The organism is Bradyrhizobium sp. SZCCT0153, from assembly GCF_018129995.1.
GTDB classification, from domain to species: Bacteria; Pseudomonadota; Alphaproteobacteria; order Rhizobiales; family Xanthobacteraceae; genus Bradyrhizobium; species Bradyrhizobium japonicum_G.
In genome coordinates, this window is the sequence record NZ_JAFCKS010000004.1 from 256820 (window position 1) to 282239 (window position 25420).

The window sequence follows — 25420 nt, forward strand, 5'->3', positions numbered from 1 at the left end:
ACCCTCTCCCCGCAGGCGGGGAGAGGGGGAGGAGAGGGCGGTGTTCGTGGTGCTCGCGGCGCGGGGTGCGTGTGGTGAGGCCTCAGCGCCCCAGGCGCTTGGCCAGCATCTCTTTCAGGATCTGGCGCTTGATGTTCTTGTTGGTGAGCACACCGTCGTGCCACCAGAAGCCGTCGGCCTTCATCTTCTCCGCGGCGCGGACGAAGCGTTCGGCCACCTCGGTGAAGTCGGCGTCGGTGTAGTTGAGGCTGAAGATCAGCCGGCCGGTGCCGACCCAGCTCAAGGACAGGCCTTCGGCGCGCAGGTAGTATTGCAGCATCCAGTTGTAGCGGGACGGCGTGGTGTATTTCACCGTCCAGATCGAGGAGAAGTTGGCGAACCGCACCGGCAGGCCGGCATCGGTCATCATCTGATTGAGCTTTTGCGCGCGGCCGTTCCAGGTCGCGTCCAGCCCGTCATAGATCGCGCGGAAGTTCGGGCTGGCGAGCCGGCTCAGGAACTCGTCCATGGCCGTCATGACGTAGGGATGCGAGTTGAAGGTGCCGCGGGCGAAGCAGACGTCGGCGGGACGATCGTCGCGGAAGCGGCGCATCAGTTCGCGCTTGCCGCAGACCACGCCGACCGGCAGGCCGCCCGCGAGGCTCTTGCCGTAGGTCACCATGTCGGCGCGAACGCCGAAATATTCCTGGGCGCCGCCGGCGGCGAGTCGGAAGCCGACGAAGACCTCGTCGAAGATCAGAACGATGCCGCGCTCGGTGCAGACCTCGCGCAGCTTCTTCAGCCACTCGGTATAGGCCGCACGATCGAAATTGCCGCCGCGGGAGGAATCGACCAGCGAGGAATCGCCGGGCGCGTTGGCGTTCGGATGCAGCCCCTGCAGCGGGTTGACCAGCACGCAGGCGATATCCTTGCGCGTGCGCAGCACATGCAGCGTCTTCTCGGACATCTCGGCGAGGGTGTAGGTCTCGTGCGCGGGAATCGGATTGCCGACGCCGGGCTGCACGTCGCCCCACCAGCCGTGATAGGCGCCGGCGAAACGGACGAGATGCGTGCGCTTGGTGTGGTAGCGCGCGAGCCGCACCGCCTGCATCACGGCTTCGGTGCCGGACATGTGGAACGAGACTTCGTCGAGGCCGGAGATCCGGCAGAGCCGCTGCACGTTATCGAGGATGACGGGATGGTATGGGCCGAGCACCGGTCCGAGCGCATGCGCCCGCTTCTCGGAGCCTTCGATGCACTCCTTGTAGAAGTCGTTGCCGAAGATGTTGACGCCGTAGGACCCCGTGAGGTCGTAGGAGGTGTTGCCGTCGACATCCGTGACGGTGACGCCGCGCGAGGACTCCATGAAGGTCGAGGTGCCCAGGTGCTCGCGGACGAGGCGCGAGAACTGGAACGGCACGCGGTAGGTCTCGGTGAAGTGCAGGTCGGAGATCTTGTCCGCCGCCTCCTTCGTCATCGCGCGACCCTTGGGGTAGCGATCGGCGTAGAGTCGCGCGAGGCGGAAGAAGGCGTCCTTGCGCTGCAACACCACGTTGGCCGGTGCGCCGTCGCAGCCGAAATACTTGTCGCCTTCGAACTCGTAGAACGGGAGCAGCCGGGCCACCCGGCGCGACATCTTGGAATGCCCGGCGAGCGACCGGTGCTTGGCGCGGGACAATTCGAGCCGCGCCTTGATCTTCGGGAAGGCGGCGGCAGCGGACGCTGCGGCGGCCACGGAAAATGAGAGAATCGGGAGTGTCGTTTCCATGACAACAAGCGCTAATACTGCGAGCTGACAGATTCATGACAGTCAAAGCCCTCATCGCCTCTTTCACCCAGCAGGAAGACCTCAACTTCCTGTTGACCAATCGCATCCCGCGCGCCGCGCTGACCCGCTTCATGGGCTGGTTCTCCAAGATCGAGAACCCGCTGGTGCGGGACGGCTCCATCGCGCTGTGGAAGCTGTTCTCCGACCTCGATCTGTCGGAGGCACACAAGACCCATTTCAGGAGCCTGCACGACTGCTTCACCCGGGAGCTCAAGCCCGGCCTGCGGCCGTTTGATCCGGACCCCGCGGTCGTCGCCAGCCCGTCCGACGGCATCGTCGGCGCCCACGGCCGGATCGCCGACACCGAGCTGTTCCAGGTCAAGGGCGCGCCCTATTCGCTGCTCGACCTGCTCGGCGATTCCGCGCTGGTCGATCAGCACCGCAACGGCTCCTTCGTCACGTTGCGGTTGACCTCGAGCATGTATCACCGCTTCCATGCGCCCCATGACGCGCATATCGAGCGTGTCACGCTGATCCATGGCGACGTCTGGAACGTCAACCCGATCGCCTTGAAGCGGGTCGAGCGGCTGTTCTGCAAGAACGAGCGTGCGGTGATCCGCACGCATCTGTCGACCGGTGAAGCCGTGACGCTGGTGCCGGTCGCCGCGATCCTGGTCGCGAGCATCCGGCTGCACTTCCTCGACATGGTGCTGAACGCGCAGACCCGCGGCCCGGTCAATTTTCCTTGCAACGTCAACGTGACCAAAGGCGAGGAGCTCGGCTGGTTCGAGCACGGCTCGACCATCATCATCCTGGCACCCGGCGATTTTACCTTCTGCGACGGCATCGCCGAGGGCACGCGCATCCGTGCCGGTCAAGCGCTGCTGCGAAAAAACTAGCCTTCAATCCGCCGTTCCGGCCGCCTATATCCTCGGTGGGACGGCTGGATCGACACGGATTTAGTGATGGCGCGGGCGCCGGTGCTGGCGGCGGGTGGTATTGTGCTGCGGCGGGGTGCGCCGCCGCTGATCGCGGTCGTGCGCCAGCGCAAGCGCAACGAGTGGGTTTTGCCCAAAGGCAAGCTCGACGACGGCGAAACGCCGAAGCAAGCCGCACATCGCGAGGTGCTGGAAGAGACCGGCCACGAGGTCGCGATCCACGAATTCCTGGGCACGCTGGTCTATCAGTCCGGTGGCCGCTCCAAGGTCGTGCATTTCTGGCGCATGGAGGCCGGAAGCGGGCCGGTCCGCAAGCTGATGAACGACATCAAGGCGGTCGACTGGCTGACGCTGGACGATGCGCTCGTGCGCCTGTCGCGGGAATATGAGCGCGCCTTCCTGGTCCAGGTCGGTCCGATCGCACTCGCTGCCGCAGGCGTTGCAATCGCCGAAGCCGACGTCACACCGCCGCTCGCAACCGAGGATGTCGATGCAGCCTTGCAGACGCTGACGCCGGCCGAAGCCGTCTCCGTCGACGAACTGCGCCATGGCCTGTTGCAAAAGGTGAAGGCCTGGCTGCGCGGCGAGGCGTGAGCCGTCGCTTTCTTTACCTCGCCCCACTCGTCTCCCCGTAACAACGGAGAGAGGGAGCGCGCCGGTGCGCACTACACTTTACCGCTGCTCCCTTTTCTCCTTCGGAGCCGGCACCGGCTTGCGCGGTGCTGCTGGGCGTTGTGCGCCCGGCACGCGCTGCTGGAATCCGCCATGGCGCTGGATGCTGCCTGGTTGCTGAGTTGCGGGTGGCTGGCCGGGTTGCAGTCCCGTGCGCGGCGTTTGCGGTTGCTGCGGAACGGTCACGCCCGGCTGAGGCGGCGTCGCTGTTGCGGGCTGCGTCGGAGCTTGTCCGTTGCGCTGTGGCTGTGCCTGCGTCGCACTGCCCGGCTGCGCGCCTTGCCCGGTGCGTGGCCGGCCTGCCGGCTGTCCCGCACGTTGCTTCTGCCCCTGACCCACGCGCGGCGTGCCCGGCTGCACCGTGCCGCCTTGTCCTTGGCCCTGCCGCTGCGGCGGCTGGCCGCCTTGTTGGCCACCTTGTTGGCCGCCTTGGCGACCCGGCGCGCCCGGCTGCTGCCGATCCGGCCGGTTGTTCTGGCCGGGTTGAACGTTCGGCCGCTGCGGCTGCTGGCCTGGCGCCGTCGCCGGCCGCAATTGTTGCTGCTGCGGCATCTGGGTCGGACGCGGAATGCGGCTGATCGCGGTCGGATTGGCGCGGCGGAAGTCACGCTGCTCGGTGACGATCTGGCGGCCTGTGGTCTGCGCCAGATGCACCTGGCTGACGAAGCCGCGGTCGCGTGCGATCTGCTGTGCGGGAATGACGATCGGCACCGCGGCAAAGCGCATGGGGCCGGCGGCGCCCGCGCCGGGCCGGATCGCAAAGCCGCTCGCGGCTTGCGTCAGCGCGCCGAGCCGCGTGCCGCTGGTGCGGTCGTCGACGTCGATGTGCCCGACACGGCCATCCGCGTCGGGATAGAGCTTGATGTTGACGTTGCTTGCGCTGCGCGCCGCAGCGCCTTCGGGCACGTCGACGACGCCGGTGGTGCCGCGGATGCCGAGCGTCGCGGTCGGCGTCGTGATCTTCATGTCGCCGGTCTTCGCCACCGCCGCCGCGACGAAGGCGACCGTGCCCTTGCCGACGTCGAAAATCGCCGAGTTCTGCTTGCCGCCATCCTCGTACACGTAGTTGTCGATGGTGATTTTTGCGCTGGCGGAGAGATTGAACGTGGTCGCATCGTTGAAGGTGATGCCGAGCGCGGAGTTCGACGAGGTCTGCACGACGTCGTTGAGATAGATGTCGTCGCGCACGCGCAGCGGATAGGAATTTCTGTCGCGGATCACGGTCGCGATTCCCGTCACGGTCGCGACGTTGCCGATCGGCTCGACGGCGGCGGGCTGCGCGTCTGTTGCCGGTGTCGGCGAGGCTGATGGAATCGGGGAAGGCGCGGGTGCCGGCTGCGATTGTGGTTGCGCCTGTGCAAGCTCGATCGCGTCGGATGCGCATGCCGCGGGCGCGCCGGCCAGCGGCAAGGCCAGCAGGGCAAGCGCGACGACGAAGCGGCGCCAGGCAATCATTGAAGTCACGAGGGGGGTCCCGGTGAGAACGCGAAGGCGAGGTCGGCGGATTTCAGCCCGATGGAGCTGAATGGTGGATGAACATGTGTCAGGGGAGGGGCGAACGTTCAAGCGCCACGTCCTCGTGTCAGGGACGTGGCGCCATCTAAGAACAAGAAGGCTGGACGCTGCGGCGAGTGACCGGCTTCAGCTCACGCGCTTCCAGGTCTGGCCGCCGCAGAACATGCCGCCGAAGGCGCAGCCCTGCACGCGCATCGCATTCGGGCCCTTCATCGCGATGGTGGAGTCGTAGTTGCGGCCGGAGTCGGGATCGTGGATGCGGCCGCTCCACTTCGCGCCTTCGGGCTTCATGTTGATCAGGATGCGCTCGTTCGACTTCACGGCATAGCCGCAGAGATTGGCGCCGCATTGTTCGACGCGGACGTTGCCCTTGTTCTCCTCGGTCGCCCAGACGCCGATCGGCGTGTTGGCGGCCAGGACAGGCGCAGCAGCCACCGGAGCGGGAGCGGGCGCCGGAGCAACCGCGACCGGCGCGGGCGCAGCAACGGGAGCAGGAGCCGCGACCGGCGCCGTATTGTCGTAGCTGGCGGCCGGAGCAGCGGCAATTGTCGCGGCCGGAGCGGCGGGGGCAACAGCGGGCGCGGTCGCCTGGACCGGGGCCTGCTGCACGGGCTGCTGCTGCACCGGAGCCGGCGCGGGCTGCGCGGTCGTGGCCGGAGCCGGCGTGGTGTCGACGTCGTCGTCCTTGGATCCGAGGCCCTTGAGGTTGATGTTGTTCAGCTTGATCGGCTTGTCGGACAGGCCCGGCGCGACGATGGTGATGCAATTGAGCGAGGCGCAGTTGCGCGGCGTCTCGATGCGGATGTGCTGGCCCTCGACCTGGAACGAGATCGAGTTGCCGGCATGTGCGGCGGCGGTCGAAGCGAGGAAGAGTGCCGTGGCGGCGATGGTGAGCTTGTTCATGACAACCTCCGAAAAATGTGGGTCCCGATATGGACTGAAGTCGCTGGTGGATGAAGCGTGGTTCGACCCTATGCCGGGCCGGTCAGGGGTTCTGTGACGGACGTCACAACGGCTCGCGGCCGCTCGGTGAGGCGGCGCACATTCAGCCGCTATCCGTCTGCGTAACCTCGTCGCGACACAAAGGGAGGCGCCGATGACGCGGCTTGTGACTTCGCTTGGCATCGTGATCGCACTGACGGCGATGGCGCCCGCGGCCCAGGCCGGTTCCTACGCCTTCTCGGTCGGCGGCCACCGGTTCCATATCGAAGCGGCGCGCAATTGCCGGTCCAGTTCCTGTGTTTCGATTTCCAGTCGCAGCCTGCGGCCAGCGGAAGATGTCGGCACGACACCGCCCCCGCCACCTGCGCCCGCACCAATTGTCCAGGCGCCGCAGCCGGTCTATCCTGTCGCCCCGGTCAGGCCGGTGCAGGCAAGCGTGGTCACCCCGCCACCGGCGCCGCCGGCCCCCGTCCTTGCCGCCGCGACTTCGCAGCCCGTCGCGCCTCCGCCGGCACCAAGATTCGAGGCGCCAACGAATGAGCCGCTGAGCCCCAATCCGCCGCGGATTGATTTCCAACGCGTCGAGCCGCCGAAGGCTGTTACGCTCGCTCCGCCGGTTGTCGCTTCGAGTCCCGAGATCAAGGAAACGTCGCCGATCGCACAGCGCAGCGACGACGAGCCGGCTTATCTGCCGCTCGGCGAATGGGAGAGCACCGGCGCGAAAGGCACGGTTCGGATCGAACGCTGCGGCCCGGCGCTGTGCGGTTTCGCGCTTACTGAAGCGTCGAGCCGGGGCGAGAGCGTGCTCGTCAACATGAAGCCGAAAACGCACGATGTCTGGACCGGCAGCATCTACAGCCGCTCCAGCGGCAGCACCTATTATGGGAAGATGACATTGACGAGCACCGGCAAGCTCCATGTCGAGGCTTGCGCATTCGGCCGCTTCTGGTGCTCCGGCAACGATTGGACGCGCGTCGAGGAGCGGCAGGAGAAACTGGTCACGACGTCGGGGCAGTGGAGCGCGCGATCATGAAGCGCGGAACCAAGTGATGCGGCGGCGCGATCTAGATCATGCCGAGCACGATGGCGCCGACGAAGGCCATGGCGAGGTACGCGGTGATAACGCTCAGTCTCCCTGTGAACGTCATGAGGCGCTCCCTCCGTCGCGCGGCCTTCGCGCGGGAATGGTTAACAGAAAGTCTCTTTCGGAAAAAGTCAGCCTTGCTGTCGCTCGTCTCCGCCGGGGTCCGGGCGTTTGCGCCCGGCATGGTTAAAGAAGGCTGAAATCAACACGTTGAAGAGTCTTTAAGTAAATTCACCGAACGTGCGTGCATGACGCGCGGAGTTCGTTTGTATCTCGTCGGCTCCATCGTCCTTGTTTCGCTAGCGGGTTGCGGACGCGGCTTCTTCCAGGCCGAACGTGAACCGTGGCGGGCCGAGGCCGAAGCGGCGTGCCTGAAATCGGGCGCCGTGAAAGAGGGGCCGGATCTCGTCCGCATCGACCCGATCTCCGGGCCCGGCCAGTGCGGCGCCGAATTTCCGCTCAAGGTCGCCGCCCTCGGCGAAACCTCGAGCAGCTACGGCTTTGCCGATGAGGAACTGCGCCCGCCCGGGACCGTCGGCAACCAGCCGCGCTGGCCGGTGACGCAGCCGCGATCGAATTACCCGCAGAGCCAGACTTATCCGGCCTCGTCCTATCCGCAGCGGTCGAACTATCCCGAGAGCGCGGTGCGCCAGCCTTCCGGCTACGGCGCGCCGTCCGGTCCGGTGTCGCTGAACGCGCCCGGCGTGGCGCCGCAGGAGGACGAGATCGACCTGCCGCCCGAGGGCATCGATGCCGCGGGCGCTACGCGCTACATGAATGCGCCGAGCTATCCCGCCCGGCCGGCGCCTTACTCACAGGCGCCCGTGCAGCAGGCATTGCCGCGTCTTGGTCCGGCGCAGGGTAATCCCGTCACCGCCGTCGGCCCCGTCGCGATCAAGCCGGTTGCGACGCTGGCCTGTCCGATCGTCTCCGAGCTCGACCGCTGGCTCGCCGACACGGTGCAGCCCTCGGCGATGCGCTGGTTCGGCGCGCGCGTCGTCGAGATCAAGCAGATCTCCGCCTATTCCTGCCGCGGCATGAACGGCAATTCGCATGCTCACATCTCCGAACATGCCTTCGGCAACGCACTCGATGTCGCCGCCTTCGTACTCGCCGACGGCCGCCGCGTCACGGTGAAGGACGGCTGGCGCGGCATGCCGGAGGAGCAGGGGTTTCTGCGCGACGTGCAGTCGGGCGCGTGCGCGCATTTCACCACCGTGCTGGCGCCGGGCTCGAACGTCTATCACTATGATCACATCCACGTCGATCTGATGCGCCGCGCCAGCCGCCGCCTGATCTGCCAGCCTGCCGCCGTCTCCGGCGAAGAGGTTGCCGGGCGGGCCCAGCAGCGCAATCCTTACGCCGGCAGGCGCGATCCCTATGTCACCGGATCGCTCGGCCGCAAGAGCGCGCCGCGCAAGCACGAAGAAGACGAGTACGCCGACGAGTGAGATGACCGCCGACATCGTCCGCTATCTCACCCACCCGCAGGTGCAAATCGACCCTCACGTGCCCGTGCCGCAATGGGGCCTGAGCCCGGTCGGACGCGCGCGAACCGAGACGGTGGCGCAGGCGGGCTGGCTTGCTAACACCACGCAGATCATCTCGAGCGGCGAGCGCAAGGCGATCGAGACCGCCGGGATCATCGCGGGCCCGCTCGGGATCATGATCGAAATCCGGGAGGCCATGCATGAGAACGACCGCTCCGCGACCGGCTTCCTGAAGCCGGCCGAGTTCGAGCAGGTCGCCGACCGGTTCTTCGCAGAGCCGTATCTCAGCGTCCGCGGCTGGGAGCGCGCCGTGGATGCGCAGGCGCGCATCGTGCGCGAGGCCGAGGCGGTGCTGGCGCGCAATCGTCCCGGCGACATTCTCTTCGTCGGCCACGGCGCCGTCGGCACGCTGCTGTTCTGCCATTTTAGCGGGCATCCGATCGATCGAGTCCATGATCAGCCGGCTGGAGGCGGTCATTGCTTTGCGCTTGCAAGGCAGGACAGGAGCATTCTGCACGCATGGTGCAGGATGGAAGAGATCGTCTCATAGTGTGACGGATTTCCCGCGATCGCGAGGGCGGCCGCAGGCAACGAGCGCTGCGTCTTCGGCAAAGCAATTCTCCCGCGCAAAAATTTGCGCAGTCGGGATTTTCCTCCAAGGCATTGAACTGTCATCACTAATCGTGCCCTGACGGGTTTCACCGGCGGTTGGCACAGTCGCTGCAATGAGAGTGCTGCAACGAAGCGGTGCGGCCGGCGCCGTGAGCCATCGGAACCCGTCATGCAGATGTCCGTCACCCCGCCTTGCTCCGATCTCGAACAGCGCGTGCTGTCGCGCATCACGGAGGAGCGTTGGCTAGCGTTGGCATCCGAGCTGATCCGCACCGGCCAGCCGCGCTCCGGCAATCCGCTCGATCCCGATCTGCCGCCTGCCGAGGAGGAAGCCATCTCCATGCTGGTCGCGGGAAAGCTCGAAGCCCTCGGCATGGAGGTCACCAAGCATAGCGCGCAACCGCACCGGCCGAACGTGCTCGGCGTGCTGAAAGGGCGGGAAGGCGCGCCGTCGCTGATCCTCAACGATCACCTCGACACCTATCCGGTGGCCGAGCCCGAAAAGTGGCACATGACCGATTTCGATCCGTTCAAGGCCACGCGCCACGGCGATCTGCTTTACGCGCGCGGGACCTCCGACACGCGCGGCAATCTCGCGGCGTCATTGCTCGCGGTGCAGGCGCTGATCGAGGAGGGTGTGAAATTCGATGGCACCCTGATGTGCTGCTACACCGTCGACGAGGAGCGCAACGGCACCGAGGGCTCGATCTACATGCTGAACCAGGTCGGCCTCACCGCCGACTACGAGATCACCGCCGAGCCCACGGCCTGGGGTGATGTCAGCAAGGACTGGGGCATGAACCTCTCGGTGGCCAATTCCGGTCACTGCCTGGTAGAGGTCACGGTCGAGGGCATCAAGTCGCATATCTGGCGCCCCGACATCAGCGTGAACGCCATCATGGAAGCGGGCAAGCTGCTGCCGAAGCTGAAGGAGATGGCGTTCACGCATGTGCCGAGCAAGTTCATGGGACATACGCCGCCCTGCTGCTCGGTGGTTCGCATCCGCGGCGGCCTTCCCGGCGAGATGCAGTTCTCGCCCGATGCCTGCACGATCACGCTCGCGGTTGTCGGCATCGTGCCGGGCATGACGCTTGGAAGCGTGATCTCCGACATCGAGCGGCTCGGGCAGGAAACATTTGCAGGCGTCAACGACGTCAAGGTCGGGGTTCGTCAGGTCCCCGGCTCGCTGTTCGTCAACGCGACCGAACCGGTGCCGGTCGAGGAAGAGCCTTGCCGCTCCTTGCGCGCGGTCTATCGGCGCCTGATGGGCCGCGAGCCCGGTGTCAATCGCAAGAACGCCTTCAACGACACCATCCGTTTCCGCGAGGCCGGCATCAACGCCGTGACCTTCGGTCCGGGCGAGGATGGCTGGGCCGTCGACAACGAGAACATCTCGATCACCAAGTCGGTGATGGCGACTCGAATTTACGCGCTGACCATCATGCAGATCCTGGGAGTGCGCGCATGAGCGCCGAGGCGAGCCCCATGGCCATTCCGATCCCGGCCGATCGCACCCGAAGGGGCACCCTGCGGCTGCCGAGAGTCTCGCGATCGATGCTGCTCTCGACGCTCACGGTTGCCGTGCTGCTTGCCGCTTGGGCCATCGTCACGGAGATGGGCTGGGCCAACGAGTTGTTTCTGCCGAAGCCGCAGGCGGTGTGGGCCGCATTCATCAAGACCATGACCAAGGGATATCAGGGCGCGACGCTGCTCCAGCATCTCGGTGCCAGCCTGTACCGCATTCTTACGGCGTTCGCGCTGGCGTGCCTCGTCGGCATTCCGCTCGGCGTTCTCATGGGCGTGTCGCGCAACGCACGCGCACTGCTCAATCCGCTGATCGAGTTCTACCGGCCGCTGCCGCCGCTCGGGCTCTACACGCTGCTGGTGATGTGGCTCGGTATCGGCGAGAGCTCGAAACTGTCACTGCTGTTCCTCGCCGGTCTGCCGGGCATCGTGATCTCGACGATCCAGGCCGTCACCAGCGTCGATCCGGTCTATGTGCGCGCCGCGCAGTCGCTCGGTGCAAACAGGCGCCATCTGCTGTTCCACGTCTATCTGCCCGCGGCGGGACCCTTGATCCTCGCCGGCATGCGCATCTCGCTCGGCTTCACCTACACCGTTCTCGTCGCCGCCGAGATCGTCGCAGCCTCCGCCGGAATCGGCTGGATGATCTGGGACGCTGCGAAATTCCTGCTGTCCGACGTCGTGATCATGGGCCTGATCGTGCTCGGCCTCACAGGCGTCGTGCTCGACCTCATGATGCGGGGAATCGCCAGATTGTTGATGCCGTGGGCCCGAACCTGATCCTGATCGAGGAGAGATCGATATGATGAAGAGACTGATTGCGACCCTTGTTGTTTCCACGTTTGCGCTCACTGCGGCGGCGCGGGCCGAGGACAAGCCGGCGAAGGTGACCGTCGGCTATCTGAACCTTGTGAACGCGCAGCTCGTCACCAAGCATCTCGGCCTGCTGGCCAAGGAGATGCCGGGCGTCGACATCAAATACGTCAAGGTCGGTGGCGGCGGCGACATGCTGCGGGCTATCGCCGGCAACGACGTCGACTTCGGCGGCCTCGGCAATCCGCCGACCGCGATCGGCGCAACCCGGGCGCTGCCGATCAAGGGCATCCTGGTGATCAACCTGCTCGACTATGTCGAGGCCATGGTGGTCCGCACCGACAAGAACATCACGTCTCTCAAAGACCTCAAGGGCAAGACAGTCGCGGCGCCGTTCGGATCGACGACGCATTATCTGCTGCTCCAGGCCCTGAAGGACGAGGGCGTCGATCCCGCCTCGATGAAGATCCTGGACCTCGCGCCGTCGGACATCGCGGCGGCATGGCTTCGCGGCGATATCGATGCCGCCTGGTTCTGGGAACCCAACCTCGACAAGGCCGTCAAGAACGGCGGAAAGATCCTCATCACCTCGGGCGAGATGACGAAGCGCGGCTATCCGACCTGGGACATCGGCGTCGTCATGAACGCGTTCGCGGAGAAATATCCATCGTATGTCGAGAAGTTCATCAAGGCCGAGTGCGAGGGGATCGATTTCTGGCTGAAGAACCCGGAGAAGACGGCCGAGATCATCGCGGAGGAGCTGTCACTGCCGCTTCCCGACGCGACGCGGATGATGAAGGGGACCGGCATGGTTCCGTGTAACAAGCAGATCACGGAGGAGTATCTCGGCACGTCCGCGAAGAAGGGCAAGTTCGTCGATACGCTGATCTCGACGGCGGATTTCCTGGTGAAGCAGGAACGGCTGCCCAAGTTGCTGCCGCGCGCGGACTTCGAAGCCTTCATCCAGCCGGCCTATCTGGAAAAAGTAACCGGCCACTGAGGCCGAGAGCCGGCGAGGCGGGCCTCGCCGGCTCCTTCCCATTCCCACCAGTACGTGACCGACATGAATCTCGCGCCTAGCCACCTTCGCGTCGCCTACCGCAGCGGCGAGTTCAAGCCGTCCGATGTCGCCGCGCACGTGCTGTCGCGTTTGAACGACGCCGACCAGAGCGGCGTCTGGATCTCGACGGCGAATCCCGAAAGCGTCATGGCCGCCGCGCGCGCTCTCGATGCGCGCATCGGCGAAATCGATGCGCTGCCGCTCTATGGCCTGGTGTTCTCGGTCAAGGATTGCATTGACGTTGCAGGCGAGCAGACCACGTCGGCCTGTCCCGAATTTGCCTATCTCGCGAAGGACACGAGCCCGGTGGTGGCCGATGCCATTGCCGCCGGCGCGATCTATGTCGGCAAGACCAACATGGATCAGTTCGCGACCGGCCTCGTCGGTGTGCGCTCGCCCTATGGCGTCGCCCGTAACCCGCACAATCCCGATTACATTCCCGGCGGCTCCAGCTCCGGCGCGGCGGTGTCGGTCGCGACCGGGACGTCGTCCTTTGCATTCGGCACCGACACCGGCGGATCGGGCCGGGTGCCGGCGTCCTATTGCGGCGTCACCGGCTTCAAGCCGGCACCGGGCGCCTTCAGCCAGCGCAGCATGGTCTACGCATGCCGGAGTTTCGATACCATCTCGCTCTACACGCAGCAGCCGGACGATGCCTACGACGTCTATCGCGTGCTGGCGCGGCACGATCCCGATGACTGCTTTTCGCCGGTCGAGTTTGCCGGTTGGACGGAGCAGGCATCGCCGCCGCGGCCGCTGAAGATCGCAACGCCGCGCGTGGATCAGCTCAAGTTTTTTGGCAATACCGAGACGGAGAGGCTGTTCGGCGATGCGCTTCACAGGCTGAGGCAGCTCGATCTGCCGGTCGCTCCGGTCGATTTCTCGCCGTTCACCTCGATCAACGATCTGATGTTCTTCGGGCCGTTCCTTGCCGAGCGGGATGTCTCGGTCGGTGCGTTCCTCGATGTCAATCCCGATGCCGGCGTCAGGATCGTGCGCGATCTCGTCATCGGCAGCCGGAAGTTCACCGCGGCTGATACCTACCGTGCGCTCTATGAGGTCAGGGAAGTCCAGCGTTCGCTTCGTGAATTCTGGGAGACGCACGATGCGCTGGTCGTTCCGACGGTCGGCACCATCCTCAGCATCGCGGACGTTGCGCGTGATCCGCTGACGTCCAATTTCAACAACGGCTACTACACCAACTACGCCAATCCGCTCGGGCTCGCCGCAATCGCCGTGCCGAATGCGGTGACCGGAGCCGGCGTGCCCTATGGCGTCACGTTTCTGGCGCCGGCCGGAAGGGAGCGCCTGCTCACCGATCTGGCCTGCGCCTTCATGGAGGCGGCAGCCGGCCCCGAACATCTGCGCCGCGTTGCAATCTGATCGGAGACCTCCTAGCCTTCGAGCCGTCACTCGAAGGGAGACCGATCGTGGAGCGCAGCGATGCGCATGAGGTGGCCGATCCAGCCGAGTCGCGCGCCGAGCTGTCACGGCCCGGGACCGGACGTTACGTGCTGAAGGCGTTGGACAAGCCCGATCTCGATCTGGTGATGCGCACCGGCAGGCTAGCCACCTACCAGAACCGCGAGTATCTGCTGCGGGAGGGCGAGCCCGCGAACGGCATCCACATCATCCTGAACGGGATCGTCGAAAGCACCCATGCGGGCACGCAGGGGCGCGAGCTGATGCTGTCGACCTGGGAGGCTGGCGATTTCGTCGGTGCCCCCTACATTCTCGGCGATCATCGGCACAGTTGGTCGGCCCGCGCGCTCGGCCGGGTCGAGGCGCTGCATCTCGATCAGGACGCCGTCCGCCGGCTGATCGCCCAGTCGCCGTCGTTTGCGGTCGCGTTGATCGAATGCCTGGGCTTCAAGGGCGAGACCTATTCGATGCTGGCGCAGATGCTGGCGGGGCAGAAGGCGGCCGAACGGCTGGTGCTGCTGCTGGTCAAGCTGTGCGAAAACGCAGCGCAGGACGAGAGCGGCCCGATCTCGCTCGGCCGCATCACGCAGGCCAATCTCGCACGTATGATCGGCGCGACGCGCCAGTCGATCAGCCTGATCCTCAACCGTCTCCAGGACGACGGCATCATCGCGACCGGCCCCACCAAGATGGTCGTCAATGATCTCGCGGCGCTGAGGAAGCAGGTGACAGACTAGCGCGCGCTGCCGTAGTCATGACGAGCCCAGCTTCGACGGGACCAGCCCCATGCACCGCTGCACCTCGCCCGGGACGTTGTAGGTGCGCATGATATGGCGGCTGTCGCGCAGGCCGGTCGCCTCACGTTGCACCACGAGCATCCAGAGCGCCTGGCCGGCTTCCATCACCAGCTTGTGCCTGATCGGCTGCACCGAGGCCGGCGTTTCCGGGAGCGCGTGAACGGCATCGAACTCGCGCAGGCGCGCGAGCGCCTGTTCGAGCGCGCGGCCCATGCGTCCAAGCGCGGAGGCCTGTTCCTGGACGATCTCGTAATGGAGGATATCGACGGGCGGGCGAAGATCACGAGGCATGAGCCCAAATATAATGCTGAGACTTCTACAGGTGCAACTCAGCCGTCATTGCGAGGAGCGAAGCGACGAAGCAATCCAGAGTCTTTCCGCGAGGGATTCTGGATTGCTTCCGCCTTCGCCAAAGGCTTCGGCGGACAAGTCGCTGCGCTCGCGATGACGGCAGAGCTTGTTCTGCGCGGTTACCTCGCCCGGTACGCCGCCAGAAACATCCGCGTCGCGCTGTCGACCACCTCGGTCATGCGTTCTTCCGACGGTGCCGGTGCGGCCTGGAACACGAAGGGCAGGAAGAGCGAGGCCTTGCACAGCTCCATGAACTGCGAGGCGGCAAGATCGCAATCGTCGATCTTCAGATCGCCGGAGGCGGCATGGGCTTTGAGATAGTCGGAGAGGCGGTTGATGGTCTTGTCCAGCACCCGCGCATAGTAGCGGCGGCCGACGTCGGGCATGCGCTCGGCGATCGCCATCACGGTGCGGATCGCCGACCCGCCGCCGGGCCGGCACAGCAGATGGATGTAGGCCTGGCCGAACTCCTTCAGCGTGGTCTCGGCGTCGCGCGCGGGATCGAAATTGAACACGACCTGGCCGTGCTGGAGCGCTTCCTGCTCGAGGATGGCTTCGAACAGCGCGCATTTGTCGGCGAAGTAGACGTAAAGCGTGCCCTTGGAGACCTGCGCCGCACGCGCGATCTCGCCCATGCTGGCACCGTCGAAACCGAGATCCATGAACACCTTGCGGGCCCCGTCCAGGATCTGGCGGCGCTTGGAGCTGTCCTCCTCTTGGATGACGTGCAGATGTTCGCGGCTGGCTACAACCATTGGTTCAGGGTCTCGGAAGGTTTCTCGGCGGGGCCCCAACTATGAAACGCAATTAAAGGATTCGGGCCAGTAGGGTCCCGCCCGGGAACATTATGTATATTGACCGAACCGTTCGGTCAATGGTATTTGGGGTGAGCGAGAGGGAACAGTGCCGCAGGTCGGCCGTCCTTGATCGCGCCTTTATAGTGGGGAGGCCTTTATGGCCGTATCGAGAGACCAGGCCGCGCGCGTCCTTCGCCAGGAAGCGGTGGAGACGATGCCGGCGAATGGTGAAGCTGCGACCGAGACAGCCACCCCCCTTGCCGAGCAGTTGCGCTCCCATGTGGTCGAGGAAACCAAGCGACGCACCGGTGAGGCGCCGGAGAAGCCCGTGACCGACAAGCCGGCTGCACCAGCGCCAGAGGCGACCGCCGCTGCGGGCGCACCGAAGTCCGGCAAGCGCAAATTCGTCATGATGGGAATCGGCCTCGTGCTGGCGCTCGCGGCTGCCGGCTACGCCGGCTATTACACGCTGGTCGGCCGCTTCTACGTCTCCACCGACGATGCCTATGTCCGCGCCAACAACACCATGCTGGGCGCGCGGGTTGCCGGCCACATCTCCTCGATCCTGGTCGGCGACAACGCTCTGGTGCGCGCCGGCGATATCGTCCTTCGCATCGACGACGGCGACTACAAGATCGCGCTCGATGCCGCCGCGACCCGGATCGCGACCCAGCAGGCCACCATCGATCGCATCGGGCGTCAGGTCGCGGCGCTCGAAAGCCAGGTCGCACAGGCCAAGGCGCAACTCGTCTCCGCGGAAGCGGGCCTTAAGCGCGCCGATCTCGACTATGAGCGCCAGCAGGCACTGAACAAAAAGGGTTTTGCCTCGCGCGCCACCTTCGAAACCTCGGAGGCCGGACGTGACCAGGGTGCGGCCGCGGTCAAGGCCGCGCAGGCCGCCTATGACGTCGCGGTCAGCAATGTCGACGTCGCCAAGGCGCAGCAGGCCGAAGCCCAGGCCCAGCTCGCCGAGCTCAAGACCACGCTGGCCAAGGCGGAGCGCGATCTCGCCTTCACCGCGGTGCGCGCGCCGGTCGACGGCACGTTCTCGAACCGCCTCGTCAGTGCCGGCGACTTCGTTGCGGTCGGCCAGCGGCTTGGCAACGTCGTGCCGCTCGACAACGTCTATATCGACGCCAATTTCAAGGAAACGCAGCTCAAGCGCATCCGCCCCGGCCAGCCCGTGACGATCAAGGTCGACGCCTATGGCATGCGGAAGTTCTCGGGCGTCGTCGACAGCATCGCGGCCGGCGCCGGCTCGGTGTTCACGCTGCTGCCGCCCGACAACGCCACCGGTAACTTCACCAAGATCGTGCAGCGTGTGCCGGTCCGCATCCGCGTGCCGAAATCGGTGGCGAAGCAGAACCTGCTCCGCGCCGGCATGTCGGTCTACGCCACCGTCGATACCAACAAGGGCGCGGCCGACGCCGACAGCGAGGTCGATCTCGACGATCCCACCGCGATCCACCCGCAGTAGGATTTGGTGACATGAGCCGCGCCGCCGCCTCTCACGCAGGTGCGCTCCCTCTCCCGCTTGCGGGAGAGGGCTGGGGCGAGGGTGCCTCCGCAACGGGACAATCCCCAAGCGGAGGGAGCCGTCACCCGGCGCTTCGCGCCGACCTCGCGGCTTGCTTCAGTCAGAGCTGACACAATGGCCAACGCCACCACCGCTTCACCCGCCATGATGGCGAACCCCGCTTCGGAGCGCATCGCGCCGAAGCGATTGTTCGCCTTCATCATCATGGTGTTCGGGATGTTCATGTCGATCCTGGACATCCAGATCGTCTCGGCCTCCCTTAGCGAGATCCAGGCGGGCCTGTCGGCGAGCTCCAGCGAAGTCTCCTGGGTCCAGACCGCCTATCTGATCGCCGAAGTCATCGCGATCCCGCTGTCGGGATTTTTGTCGCGCGCTTTCGGCACGCGGCTGTTGTTCGCGATCTCTGCGGCCGGCTTCACCGCCTCGAGCCTGCTCTGCGGCTTCGCCACCACCATCGAGGAGATGATCCTCTGGCGCGCGCTCCAGGGCTTTCTCGGCGCCGGCATGATCCCGACGGTGTTCGCCTCGGCCTACACCGTCTTCCCGCGCTCCAAATTCCATATCGTCGGTCCCATCATCGGTCTCGTCGCGACGCTGGCTCCGACCATCGGGCCGACCGTCGGCGGTTACATCACCGATCTGATGTCGTGGAACTGGCTGTTCTTCATCAACGTCGTGCCCGGCATCGGCATCACTCTGGGCGTGCTGGCGCTGGTCGATTTCGACGAGCCGCATTTCGAACTGCTCGACCGTTTCGACTGGTGGGGGCTGCTGTTCATGGCCGGCTTCCTCGGCACGCTGGAATATGTGCTGGAGGAAGGCCCGCAATATGAATGGATGCAGGACACGTCGGTTGCGATCTGTGCCTGGATCTGCGCGATCTCGGCGATCGCCTTTTTCTGGCGCGTCTTCACGGCGGCCGAGCCGATCGTCAATCTGCGCACCTTTGCCAACCGCAATTTCGCGATCGGCTGCCTGCTGCAGTTCTGCATCGGCATCGGCCTCTACGGCCTGACCTATATCTATCCGCGCTATCTCGCCGAGGTGCGCGGCTACAGCGCGCTGATGATCGGCGAGACCATGTTCGTCTCGGGCATCACCATGTTCCTGGTCGCGCCGCTGGTCGGCCGTCTGATGGTGAAGTTCGACATGCGCTACATGATCGCGTTCGGCCTCGTCGTGTTCGCGATCGGCTCCTACCAGATGACCTGGATCACCCGCGACTACGATTTCTACGAGCTTCTGGTGCCGCAGATCCTGCGTGGCGTCGGCATGATGTTCGCGATGGTGCCGACCAACAACATCGCGCTCGGCACGCTGGCGCCCGACCGGGTGAAGAACGCCTCCGGCCTGTTCAACCTGATGCGCAATCTCGGCGGCGCCGTGGGCCTCGCCGTCATCAACACCGTGCTCAACGACCGCACCGATCTGCACATCAGCCGCCTCCAGGAGCGGGTGACCTGGGGCAATGCGACCGCGACCGAAACCCTGACCATGTTCATGCAGAAATTCCAGGGGCTCGGCGATTCCACGCTGATGGCGATGAAGCAGCTCTCGCAACTGGTGCACCGACAGGCCGTGGTCATGAGCTTCGGCGATGCCTTCTTCATGCTGACGCTGTTCTATCTCGGCCTCAGCCTGCTGGTGACCCTGCTGAACAAGCCGGCCTCGATGACCGGCGGCGGCGACGCGCATTAATTTGCAACACTCGCGCGTGATCTCGCGCGAGCCCCGTTGCAAATCCCCGGCGACGCATCTATAAAGCGCACCTCATTCACTCGAACCGGGAGGATTTGCATGATTTCGTCGCTTTCGCAGATCGTACGCCCGCGCTCGGTGATGTTCTGGCTCGGTACGTACGCGGCCTGTTAGAGGCCATTTCCGCCAGCTTCGATTGGGCTCCAAGTCCCGATCGCCCGATTTCCCAACCCAAAGCCACCTTTAGCTGACGCCGTCTCGGCCCGTCGTGGCCGGCCTGCGTCCATCGATGGAGCCGGCCCGCGCCAAAAGCGGCCGGATGATGCCATGACCGCTCTGTCAAAAAAGCCCGCGGCGATACGCGTGGTGCTGCCTTTCGTGTTCCGGCACTGGCTGAAGCAGCCGGGGCCAACGCTTGCCGTCGTCGGCAGCCTGATAGGGGCGACGGCCGCCGACCTGTTCATGCCGCTCTTTTCGGGGCATCTGATCGATGCGCTGACGCGCGGGCCGTCCAATCCCGACGCGCGTCACGCGGCGCTGGTCGCATTCGGCGCCATCGTGGCGCTGGGCGCGGCCTCGATGGTGCTGCGGCTCGCAGGGCTGCAGGCGATCGTGCCGTTCACGCTGAAGATCATGTCGGAGGTCGCTCAGGACGCGTTCATGCGCGTGCAGCGATTCTCGACCGATTGGCACGCCAACTCTTTCGCCGGCTCCACCGTGCGCAAGATCACGCGCGGCATGTGGGCGCTCGACCTGTTGAACGACACCATCCTGCTGGCGTTGTTGCCCTCGCTGGTCGTGCTGATCGGCTCGATGGTCCTGCTCGGCTTGCACTGGGCCTCGCTCGGCGGGGTGATCGCGCTCGGCGCGCTGGGCTATGTCACGATGACGGTGCTGTTCTCGACGCGATACATCGCGCCGGCCGCGCGAATCTCCAATGCCTGGGACACCAAGGTCGGCGGAACACTGGCGGATGCGCTGACCTGCAACGCCGTGGTGAAATCATTCGGCGCCGAGCTGCGCGAGGATGCGCGGCTTGCCCGCGTCGTCAGCCGCTGGCGCGTGCGGGTGCGGCGGACCTGGTTCCGGTACAACTACACGGCCATGTCGCAGCTCTCGCTGCTGCTGTGCCTGCGTGCGTCCGTGATCGGAGGCTCGGTGTTGCTGTGGATGTCGGGGCACGCTTCGCCCGGTGACGTCACTTACGTGCTGACGAGCTACTACGTCATCCACGCCTATTTGCGTGACGTCGGCATGCACATCAACAATTTGCAGCGCTCGGTCAACGACATGGAGGAGCTGGTGGCGATCCATGACGAGCCGATCGGCATTGCCGATGCTGCCGACGCGGTGCCGATCGCGATCGAGGGCGGCGAGATCGTGTTCGACGACGTCACGTTCCAATATGGCGGCCACCGCACGCCGCTCTATGACGGCCTGTCGGTGAGGATCCGTGCCGGCGAACGGGTCGGCCTGGTCGGCCGCTCCGGCTCCGGCAAGACCACCTTCGTCAAGCTGGTGCAGCGGCTCTACGACGTCACCGGCGGCCGCGTGCTGATCGACGGGCAGGACATCGCGCTGGCGACGCAGCAATCGCTGCGCAGCCAGATCGCGATCGTGCAGCAGGACCCGATCCTGTTTCATCGCACGCTCGCCGAGAACATCGCCTATGGCCGGCCCGGCGCCAGCCTGGAGGCGATCGAGCAGGCGGCGCGGCTCGCCAATGCGCACGACTTCATCCTGCGCCTGCCGAAGGGTTACGGCACCCTCGTCGGCGAACGCGGCGTCAAGCTGTCGGGCGGCGAGCGGCAGCGCGTCGCGCTGGCGCGCGCGTTCCTGGCGGATGCGCCGGTGCTGATCCTGGATGAGGCGACCTCGAGCCTCGATTCGGAATCGGAGGCGCTGATCCAGCAGGCGATGGAACGCCTGATGAAGGGCCGCACCTCGATCGTGATCGCGCACCGGCTGTCGACGGTGAAGAGCCTCGATCGCATCCTGGTGTTCGACCGCGGCGAGATCGTCGAGCAAGGCACCCATGCCATGCTCGCGGGCAAGCAAGGCGGCATCTATCGCGGCCTGTTCGAGCGCCAGGTGGTGGAGCTCGGACACATCGCAGCAGCGGAGTGAGGCGCGTGGCAGCAGGGCGGACGTCCCGCCGTCACGGCGTCAAGGATGGAATGACATGAAAGACCTGACAAACGGCTCCATCGTGAGACACATCCTGGCCATGACGCCGCCGATCATGGCCGGTATGATCTCGATCATGATCTGCCAGCTGGTCGATCTGTATTTCGTTTCGGGATTGGGCGATGCCGCCGTTGCGGGTGTCGCCGCGGCCGGCAACGCCGGCTTTCTCGTCAACGCGCTGATGCAGGTACTCGGTGTCGGCACGGTGGCGCTGATCGCGCATGCGGTGGGACGCAAGGATCGGCCGGATGCCAATTTGATCTTCAACCAGGCGGTCGCGCTGTCGGCGCTGTTCGGCCTGTTGACCCTGGTCGCGGGATCGGCGCTGTCGCGCCTCTACATGCGTTCGATCGCCGCGGACCAGGCCACGATCGAGGCGGGAACCATTTATCTGTTGTGGTTCATGCCCGCGCTTGCCCTGGAGTTCGTCATGCAAGTGATTGCATCCGCGCTGCGCGCGACCGGCATCGTGCGCCCCGCCATGTTGGTGCGGGTTCTCGCGGTCATCATCAACATCGCGCTTGCGCCGGTGTTGATCTCGGGCTGGGGCACGGGCTACGCGCTCGGCGTTGCCGGCGCGGGGCTGGCGAGCTCGATCGCGGTCGCCATCGGCGGCCTGATGCTGCTTGCGTATTTCCGCAAGGTCGAGCGCTATGTCGCCTTCAATCCGGCGCAGTGGTGGCCGCAACCGCGCCATCTGAAGCGCATCCTCAACGTCGGCCTGCCGGCCGGCGGCGAGTTCGCGATGATGTTCATCTTCATGGCGGTGGTCTACTACGTCATCAGCGATTTCGGCGCCGCGGCGCAGGCGGGATTCGGTATCGGGCAGCGGATGCTCGGTCTGATCCAGATGCCGGCGCTCGCGGTGGCCTTGGCTGCCGGTCCGATCGCCGGCCAGAACGTCGGCGCTGCCAATGGCGCGCGCGTGCGGGAAACGTTCGTCAAGTCGGCGCTGATCACCACCGTCGTGATGGTCGGCTTCATGATCCTCGCGCAGGTGAAGCCGGAGCTGCTGCTCGCAGGGTTCTCGAACGACCAGGAGACGATGGCGATCGCCTACCTGTTCCTGCGGATCATCTCGCTCAACATGGTGGCGCAGGGCCTGATCTTCACCTGCTCGAGCATGTTCCAGGGCCTCGGCAACACCAAGCCGGTGCTGCTGAGCTCGGTGACGCGCGTGTTCACCTATTCGCTGCCGGCGATCTGGCTGTCGACGCGGCCGGGCTTTCGGATCGAGCATGTCTGGTACCTGTCGATCGCAGCGACGACGCTGCAGGCGGCTTTGAGCCTGTGGCTGCTGCGCCGCGAGTTCAAGAAGCGCCTGGTGGTGGTCCGGCACGAGGAGGCGTCAGACCAGGCTGCGCCGGAGCCCGTGGCGTCGCCTGCACGTGCGCCCGCGTAGCGATACCTTGTCCTGTCCCCACGGCTGCGGCTAATTTGCGGGGCCGTCGGAACGGGGATTGGGTATTTTCCGCGTTCCTGGTGTCCTGCACGGCGCTGATGCTCTATTCGTTCGCCGTCGCGATCAATCCCGCGCTGTCGCTGAAACTATGTCTGTCGCGCGACCGTGGCGAAGTTCGACGGCGACCATGAGCTCAGTGCCGTTGAGAACGAAGTCAGCGGCAGGGGACGCGGCTGGAGTTCTGGCGCAATTCAGTCGGCTTTGTCGCTGCCGCGCCGTTGTTCGGTCATGGCACCGGTGCGACCCGCGGTCTGGCTCCCTGGATTGTCCTCCTGGACGTGGTGCATAACATGCCGTCCTCGCTGCTCAACGCGCATCTTTTCGATTTCGCCGCGGGTTGGATCTACGTGTTCGGCGTCGGCGTCGCCGACGGCATGGTGCTCGACGGGCGGCGCAGCATGTTGCTTGCGGCGGCCGGCGATGTCGAACGCGCGCGTCTTCTCCAATCCCCCGGCGGTACGCCGAAGTGGCGCCTGAAGGCCCGACTGAACGACGCCTCCGACTCGTAACCGGTCTGGCAGGCGATGGACTTGATCGGTGTCGCAGTCGATGTCAGGGCGTGCGCGGCCAGCCGCAGGCGCCAGTGACCGAGGTATTGCATCGGTGGCTGATCGAGAAAGTGCTTGAAGCGGCCGGCCAGCACGCTGCGCGAGACCCCGACGCGACGCGCCAGACTGTCCACGGTCCAGTGGTGAAACGGCATGGCATGCATGTGCCTCAAGCCGGCGCCGGCAACCTGGTCATTGATGGCGGCGAACCAGCCGATTTCGTTCGCCGGAAGCTCCTGCATGTACTTGCGAAGGATTTCAACGAACATCAATTCGGTCAGGCGAGGCAGCAAGCTGCGTGACCCCGGCCGCAGGCTGCTCGCCTGCGCCGCGGTGTGGCGGACGGTGCTGGCCAGCCATTCGTCGGCGGGACATGCGGGGCTGACGTGCAGCAATCTGGGCAGGTGGCACAGCACGGGGTGGAACAGCAACTCGTCACATTGAAGAAATCCGCAAATGATCCGTGTGTTGGGACCGGCGCCGCCATGCTCGATGACGACAACGTCCGTCCAGGGCGGGTTCGGCAACAGGCTGCCGACTTGCATCGGCAGGACGGGCTCTCGTCCGCGGAGCCGATGACTGTCGCCGTACGGAAGAACAACGACGTCGCCCTCGCTCAACCGCACCGCCGGATGCTCGTTCAATTCCATCCAGCACTCACCTGATGCGATGATGTGAAAGGGAATGACCCGTTCGGTCCGCAGCGGCAGCAGCCTGGCAAGCTGGCACGCCTCCGGTGTCGTGACCGCCCAGGGCTCCCGAAACTCGGCGCGGAACAGCACGGTGCCCGCAAGATGCATGCTGCCCAGCACGTCCGACAGAAGGTCAGCCGGCGTTTCGGTCAAGACTTGCGGAGCCCTGGTCATGTTCGGCCGGTGCTCAGACACATAGGATGCAATCTCGCAAACCGATTGAAAGGGTATTCAACTTGAATAACGAGGCACGTGATCTGGTCGTGGTCATGACACATGGTACCGACCACGAATTGTCGTCCGTTGGCGTGACCATAGCTCTCGGCGGAATGACGGCCGGCCTTAAGGTCTCCATCTTCCTGACCAGCGCCGGTGTCGACATCGTGCGACGCGGCGCGGCCGATCTTACGCAGGTCAAGCCGCTCGATCCACTGGCCGACATGCTCCGTGACTTCATGGGCAGGGGAGGGAAACTCTGGGCTTGCACGCCCTGTGTCAAAAGCCGCGGCTATGTACAAGAGGACCTGCTGGATGGTGTCGTCATCTCCGGTGCGAGCGTGATGCACGAACTGATCAAGGGCGGCGCGGCGACGCTCAGCTTCTGAACCGGAAGAAGGCGCGCCACGATCTTCTTCCTAACCCAATAGGAATGATTCCGGTCTGCCGCATCCTCCGATTGGGGGATGCGGACATGCCGGCAAGCACGAGTCAGTGCGGCCCCAGCATGCTCCAGACGAGGCCGAGGCCCGACAGGAACAACAGGCCGAGCACGACGTCGCCAAAATGCTTGTCGCTCAGCGCGTGATAGACGCGGGCGCCGGCCCATGCGCCGATCAGCGTGCCCGGAAAGGCGACAGCTGCGAGCCAGACGACCTTCAGCTCGACGAGGCCTGACGCCGTCTGCAACACCAGTGCGGTCGCGAGCACGGTGAAGTTGAACAGCTGGAAGATGCCGCGCCGCTCATGCTTGTTCCAGCCGCGAATATTGGCCCACAGGATCGGCAATGGCCCGGACAACCCGGCAAGGCCGCCGAGGATGCCGCCGGCAAAGCCGATCGCGCCGTCGGCGATCCGTCCGCCGAAGGTGATGGCGAGCGGCTTCTTGTTCAGGTACAGCGCGCTCGAGAAGATCAGCAGCAGCACGCCGACGCTCAGCTTGAACACTTTTGGATCGGCTGAGGCGACCAGCATGGTGCCCAGCGGCACGCCGATCAGTCCGCCGATCAGGAACGGCCAGACCAGCGAGAGATCGAAACTCTTCCACATCGACGGCAGCGTCGAGGTCTGCGCGATCACCGAGCAGATCAGCACCAGGGGCACCGCGAGCGAGGGCGGCAGCACGTAGAGCCAGATGCCGAGCGCCATCAGTGCCGTGCCGAAGCCGGCAAGGCCCGAGACGAAGCCCCCGGCCAGTGCGCCGAGCAGCAGCAGCGCGTAGGTGAGCGTTTCCAACAGATTGTTCCGTTCGCCAGAGCGATCTCGTACTCTTGATCGCCATCGCTCGCATAGCACAGCTGCGGCGGTGCAGGTCA

The 25420-nt window shown here is 65.3% G+C and carries 22 protein-coding genes; 15 read left to right on the forward strand and 7 right to left on the reverse strand.

What is annotated here, in order from left to right; all coding sequences use genetic code 11:
• Positions 1-82: 82 nt before the first annotated feature.
• A complete protein-coding gene (locus JQ572_RS19665) occupies positions 83-1747 on the reverse strand; it encodes an aminotransferase class III-fold pyridoxal phosphate-dependent enzyme (RefSeq protein WP_211384469.1) in 1665 nt (554 codons plus the stop codon).
• 35 nt (positions 1748-1782) lie between these two features.
• On the opposite strand from JQ572_RS19665, the gene asd reads away from it, so the two are divergent.
• Both asd and JQ572_RS19675 read left to right on the forward strand, forming a co-directional pair.
• On the forward strand, positions 1783-2646 hold the full coding sequence (gene asd, locus JQ572_RS19670) for an archaetidylserine decarboxylase (RefSeq protein WP_211384470.1): 864 nt from the start codon (positions 1783-1785) through the stop codon (positions 2644-2646).
• 66 nt (positions 2647-2712) lie between these two features.
• Positions 2713-3279 carry an NUDIX hydrolase gene (locus JQ572_RS19675; RefSeq protein ID WP_211384471.1) on the forward strand — a complete coding sequence of 189 codons (567 nt, stop codon included), beginning with the start codon at positions 2713-2715 and terminating at the stop codon, positions 3277-3279.
• A 78-nt stretch (positions 3280-3357) separates the two neighbouring features.
• Here the strand turns inward: JQ572_RS19675 and JQ572_RS19680 are convergent, their stop codons facing one another.
• The gene (locus JQ572_RS19680; RefSeq protein WP_211384802.1) at positions 3358-4812 is read right to left on the reverse strand and encodes a FecR family protein; all 1455 of its coding nucleotides are present in this window, start codon (positions 4810-4812) and stop codon (positions 3358-3360) included.
• A gap of 186 nt (positions 4813-4998) precedes the next feature.
• Positions 4999-5775, reverse strand: coding sequence for a DUF2147 domain-containing protein (locus tag JQ572_RS19685; protein ID WP_211384472.1), 777 nt, complete (start codon positions 5773-5775; stop codon positions 4999-5001).
• A gap of 193 nt (positions 5776-5968) precedes the next feature.
• Between JQ572_RS19685 and JQ572_RS19690 the strand changes: the two genes are divergently transcribed.
• From JQ572_RS19690 to JQ572_RS19725, 8 genes are all read left to right on the forward strand, one after another.
• Positions 5969-6847 carry a DUF2147 domain-containing protein gene (locus tag JQ572_RS19690; RefSeq protein ID WP_211384473.1) on the forward strand — a complete coding sequence of 293 codons (879 nt, stop codon included), beginning with the start codon at positions 5969-5971 and terminating at the stop codon, positions 6845-6847.
• A 299-nt stretch (positions 6848-7146) separates the two neighbouring features.
• Positions 7147-8349 carry an extensin-like domain-containing protein gene (locus JQ572_RS19695; RefSeq protein ID WP_211384474.1) on the forward strand — a complete coding sequence of 401 codons (1203 nt, stop codon included), beginning with the start codon at positions 7147-7149 and terminating at the stop codon, positions 8347-8349.
• Between the two features lies 1 nt (position 8350).
• Positions 8351-8938 carry a histidine phosphatase family protein gene (locus JQ572_RS19700; protein ID WP_211384475.1) on the forward strand — a complete coding sequence of 196 codons (588 nt, stop codon included), beginning with the start codon at positions 8351-8353 and terminating at the stop codon, positions 8936-8938.
• A 231-nt stretch (positions 8939-9169) separates the two neighbouring features.
• Positions 9170-10468, forward strand: a complete 1299-nt coding sequence (locus JQ572_RS19705) for a M20 family metallopeptidase (RefSeq protein WP_211384476.1) — start codon at positions 9170-9172, stop codon at positions 10466-10468.
• A complete protein-coding gene (locus JQ572_RS19710; protein ID WP_211384477.1) occupies positions 10465-11304 on the forward strand; it encodes an ABC transporter permease in 840 nt (279 codons plus the stop codon). Before JQ572_RS19705 ends, JQ572_RS19710 begins: the two co-directional genes overlap by 4 nt.
• A 22-nt stretch (positions 11305-11326) precedes the next feature.
• Positions 11327-12337, forward strand: a complete 1011-nt coding sequence (locus JQ572_RS19715) for a taurine ABC transporter substrate-binding protein (protein ID WP_211384478.1) — start codon at positions 11327-11329, stop codon at positions 12335-12337.
• Between the two features lie 63 nt (positions 12338-12400).
• Positions 12401-13780 (forward strand): amidase family protein, encoded by a 1380-nt coding sequence (locus tag JQ572_RS19720; protein WP_211384479.1) that lies wholly within the window; start codon positions 12401-12403, stop codon positions 13778-13780.
• Positions 13781-13827: 47 nt separating this feature from the next.
• A complete protein-coding gene (locus JQ572_RS19725; RefSeq protein ID WP_211384480.1) occupies positions 13828-14556 on the forward strand; it encodes a Crp/Fnr family transcriptional regulator in 729 nt (242 codons plus the stop codon).
• 15 nt (positions 14557-14571) lie between these two features.
• On the opposite strand, the gene JQ572_RS19730 is transcribed toward JQ572_RS19725, so the two are convergent.
• Both JQ572_RS19730 and JQ572_RS19735 read right to left on the reverse strand, forming a co-directional pair.
• Complete coding sequence (locus tag JQ572_RS19730) at positions 14572-14907, reverse strand: DUF6665 family protein (RefSeq protein WP_211384481.1); 336 nt, start codon at positions 14905-14907, stop codon at positions 14572-14574.
• Between the two features lie 179 nt (positions 14908-15086).
• Positions 15087-15722 (reverse strand): TetR/AcrR family transcriptional regulator, encoded by a 636-nt coding sequence (locus JQ572_RS19735; protein WP_211384482.1) that lies wholly within the window; start codon positions 15720-15722, stop codon positions 15087-15089.
• Positions 15723-15921: 199 nt separating this feature from the next.
• Between JQ572_RS19735 and JQ572_RS19740 the strand changes: the two genes are divergently transcribed.
• The 4 genes from JQ572_RS19740 to JQ572_RS19755 all read left to right on the forward strand — a co-directional run bounded on the left by JQ572_RS19740 (position 15922) and on the right by JQ572_RS19755 (position 22588).
• Positions 15922-17241 carry an HlyD family secretion protein gene (locus tag JQ572_RS19740; RefSeq protein WP_211384483.1) on the forward strand — a complete coding sequence of 440 codons (1320 nt, stop codon included), beginning with the start codon at positions 15922-15924 and terminating at the stop codon, positions 17239-17241.
• Between the two features lie 174 nt (positions 17242-17415).
• On the forward strand, positions 17416-18999 hold the full coding sequence (locus tag JQ572_RS19745) for a DHA2 family efflux MFS transporter permease subunit (protein ID WP_211384484.1): 1584 nt from the start codon (positions 17416-17418) through the stop codon (positions 18997-18999).
• Between the two features lie 327 nt (positions 19000-19326).
• Positions 19327-21126 (forward strand): ABC transporter ATP-binding protein, encoded by a 1800-nt coding sequence (locus JQ572_RS19750; RefSeq protein ID WP_211384485.1) that lies wholly within the window; start codon positions 19327-19329, stop codon positions 21124-21126.
• A 55-nt stretch (positions 21127-21181) separates the two neighbouring features.
• A complete protein-coding gene (locus JQ572_RS19755; protein ID WP_211384486.1) occupies positions 21182-22588 on the forward strand; it encodes an MATE family efflux transporter in 1407 nt (468 codons plus the stop codon).
• A gap of 403 nt (positions 22589-22991) precedes the next feature.
• On the opposite strand, the gene JQ572_RS19760 is transcribed toward JQ572_RS19755, so the two are convergent.
• Entirely contained in the window at positions 22992-24041 is a 1050-nt protein-coding gene (locus tag JQ572_RS19760; protein WP_211384487.1) for an AraC family transcriptional regulator, read from the reverse strand.
• 47 nt (positions 24042-24088) lie between these two features.
• Between JQ572_RS19760 and JQ572_RS19765 the strand changes: the two genes are divergently transcribed.
• Positions 24089-24493: a DsrE family protein gene (locus JQ572_RS19765; protein WP_211384488.1), complete on the forward strand. Its 405-nt coding sequence runs from the start codon at positions 24089-24091 to the stop codon at positions 24491-24493.
• Between the two features lie 103 nt (positions 24494-24596).
• Here the strand turns inward: JQ572_RS19765 and JQ572_RS19770 are convergent, their stop codons facing one another.
• Positions 24597-25340 (reverse strand): sulfite exporter TauE/SafE family protein, encoded by a 744-nt coding sequence (locus JQ572_RS19770; protein ID WP_211384489.1) that lies wholly within the window; start codon positions 25338-25340, stop codon positions 24597-24599.
• Positions 25341-25420: the final 80 nt, after the last annotated feature.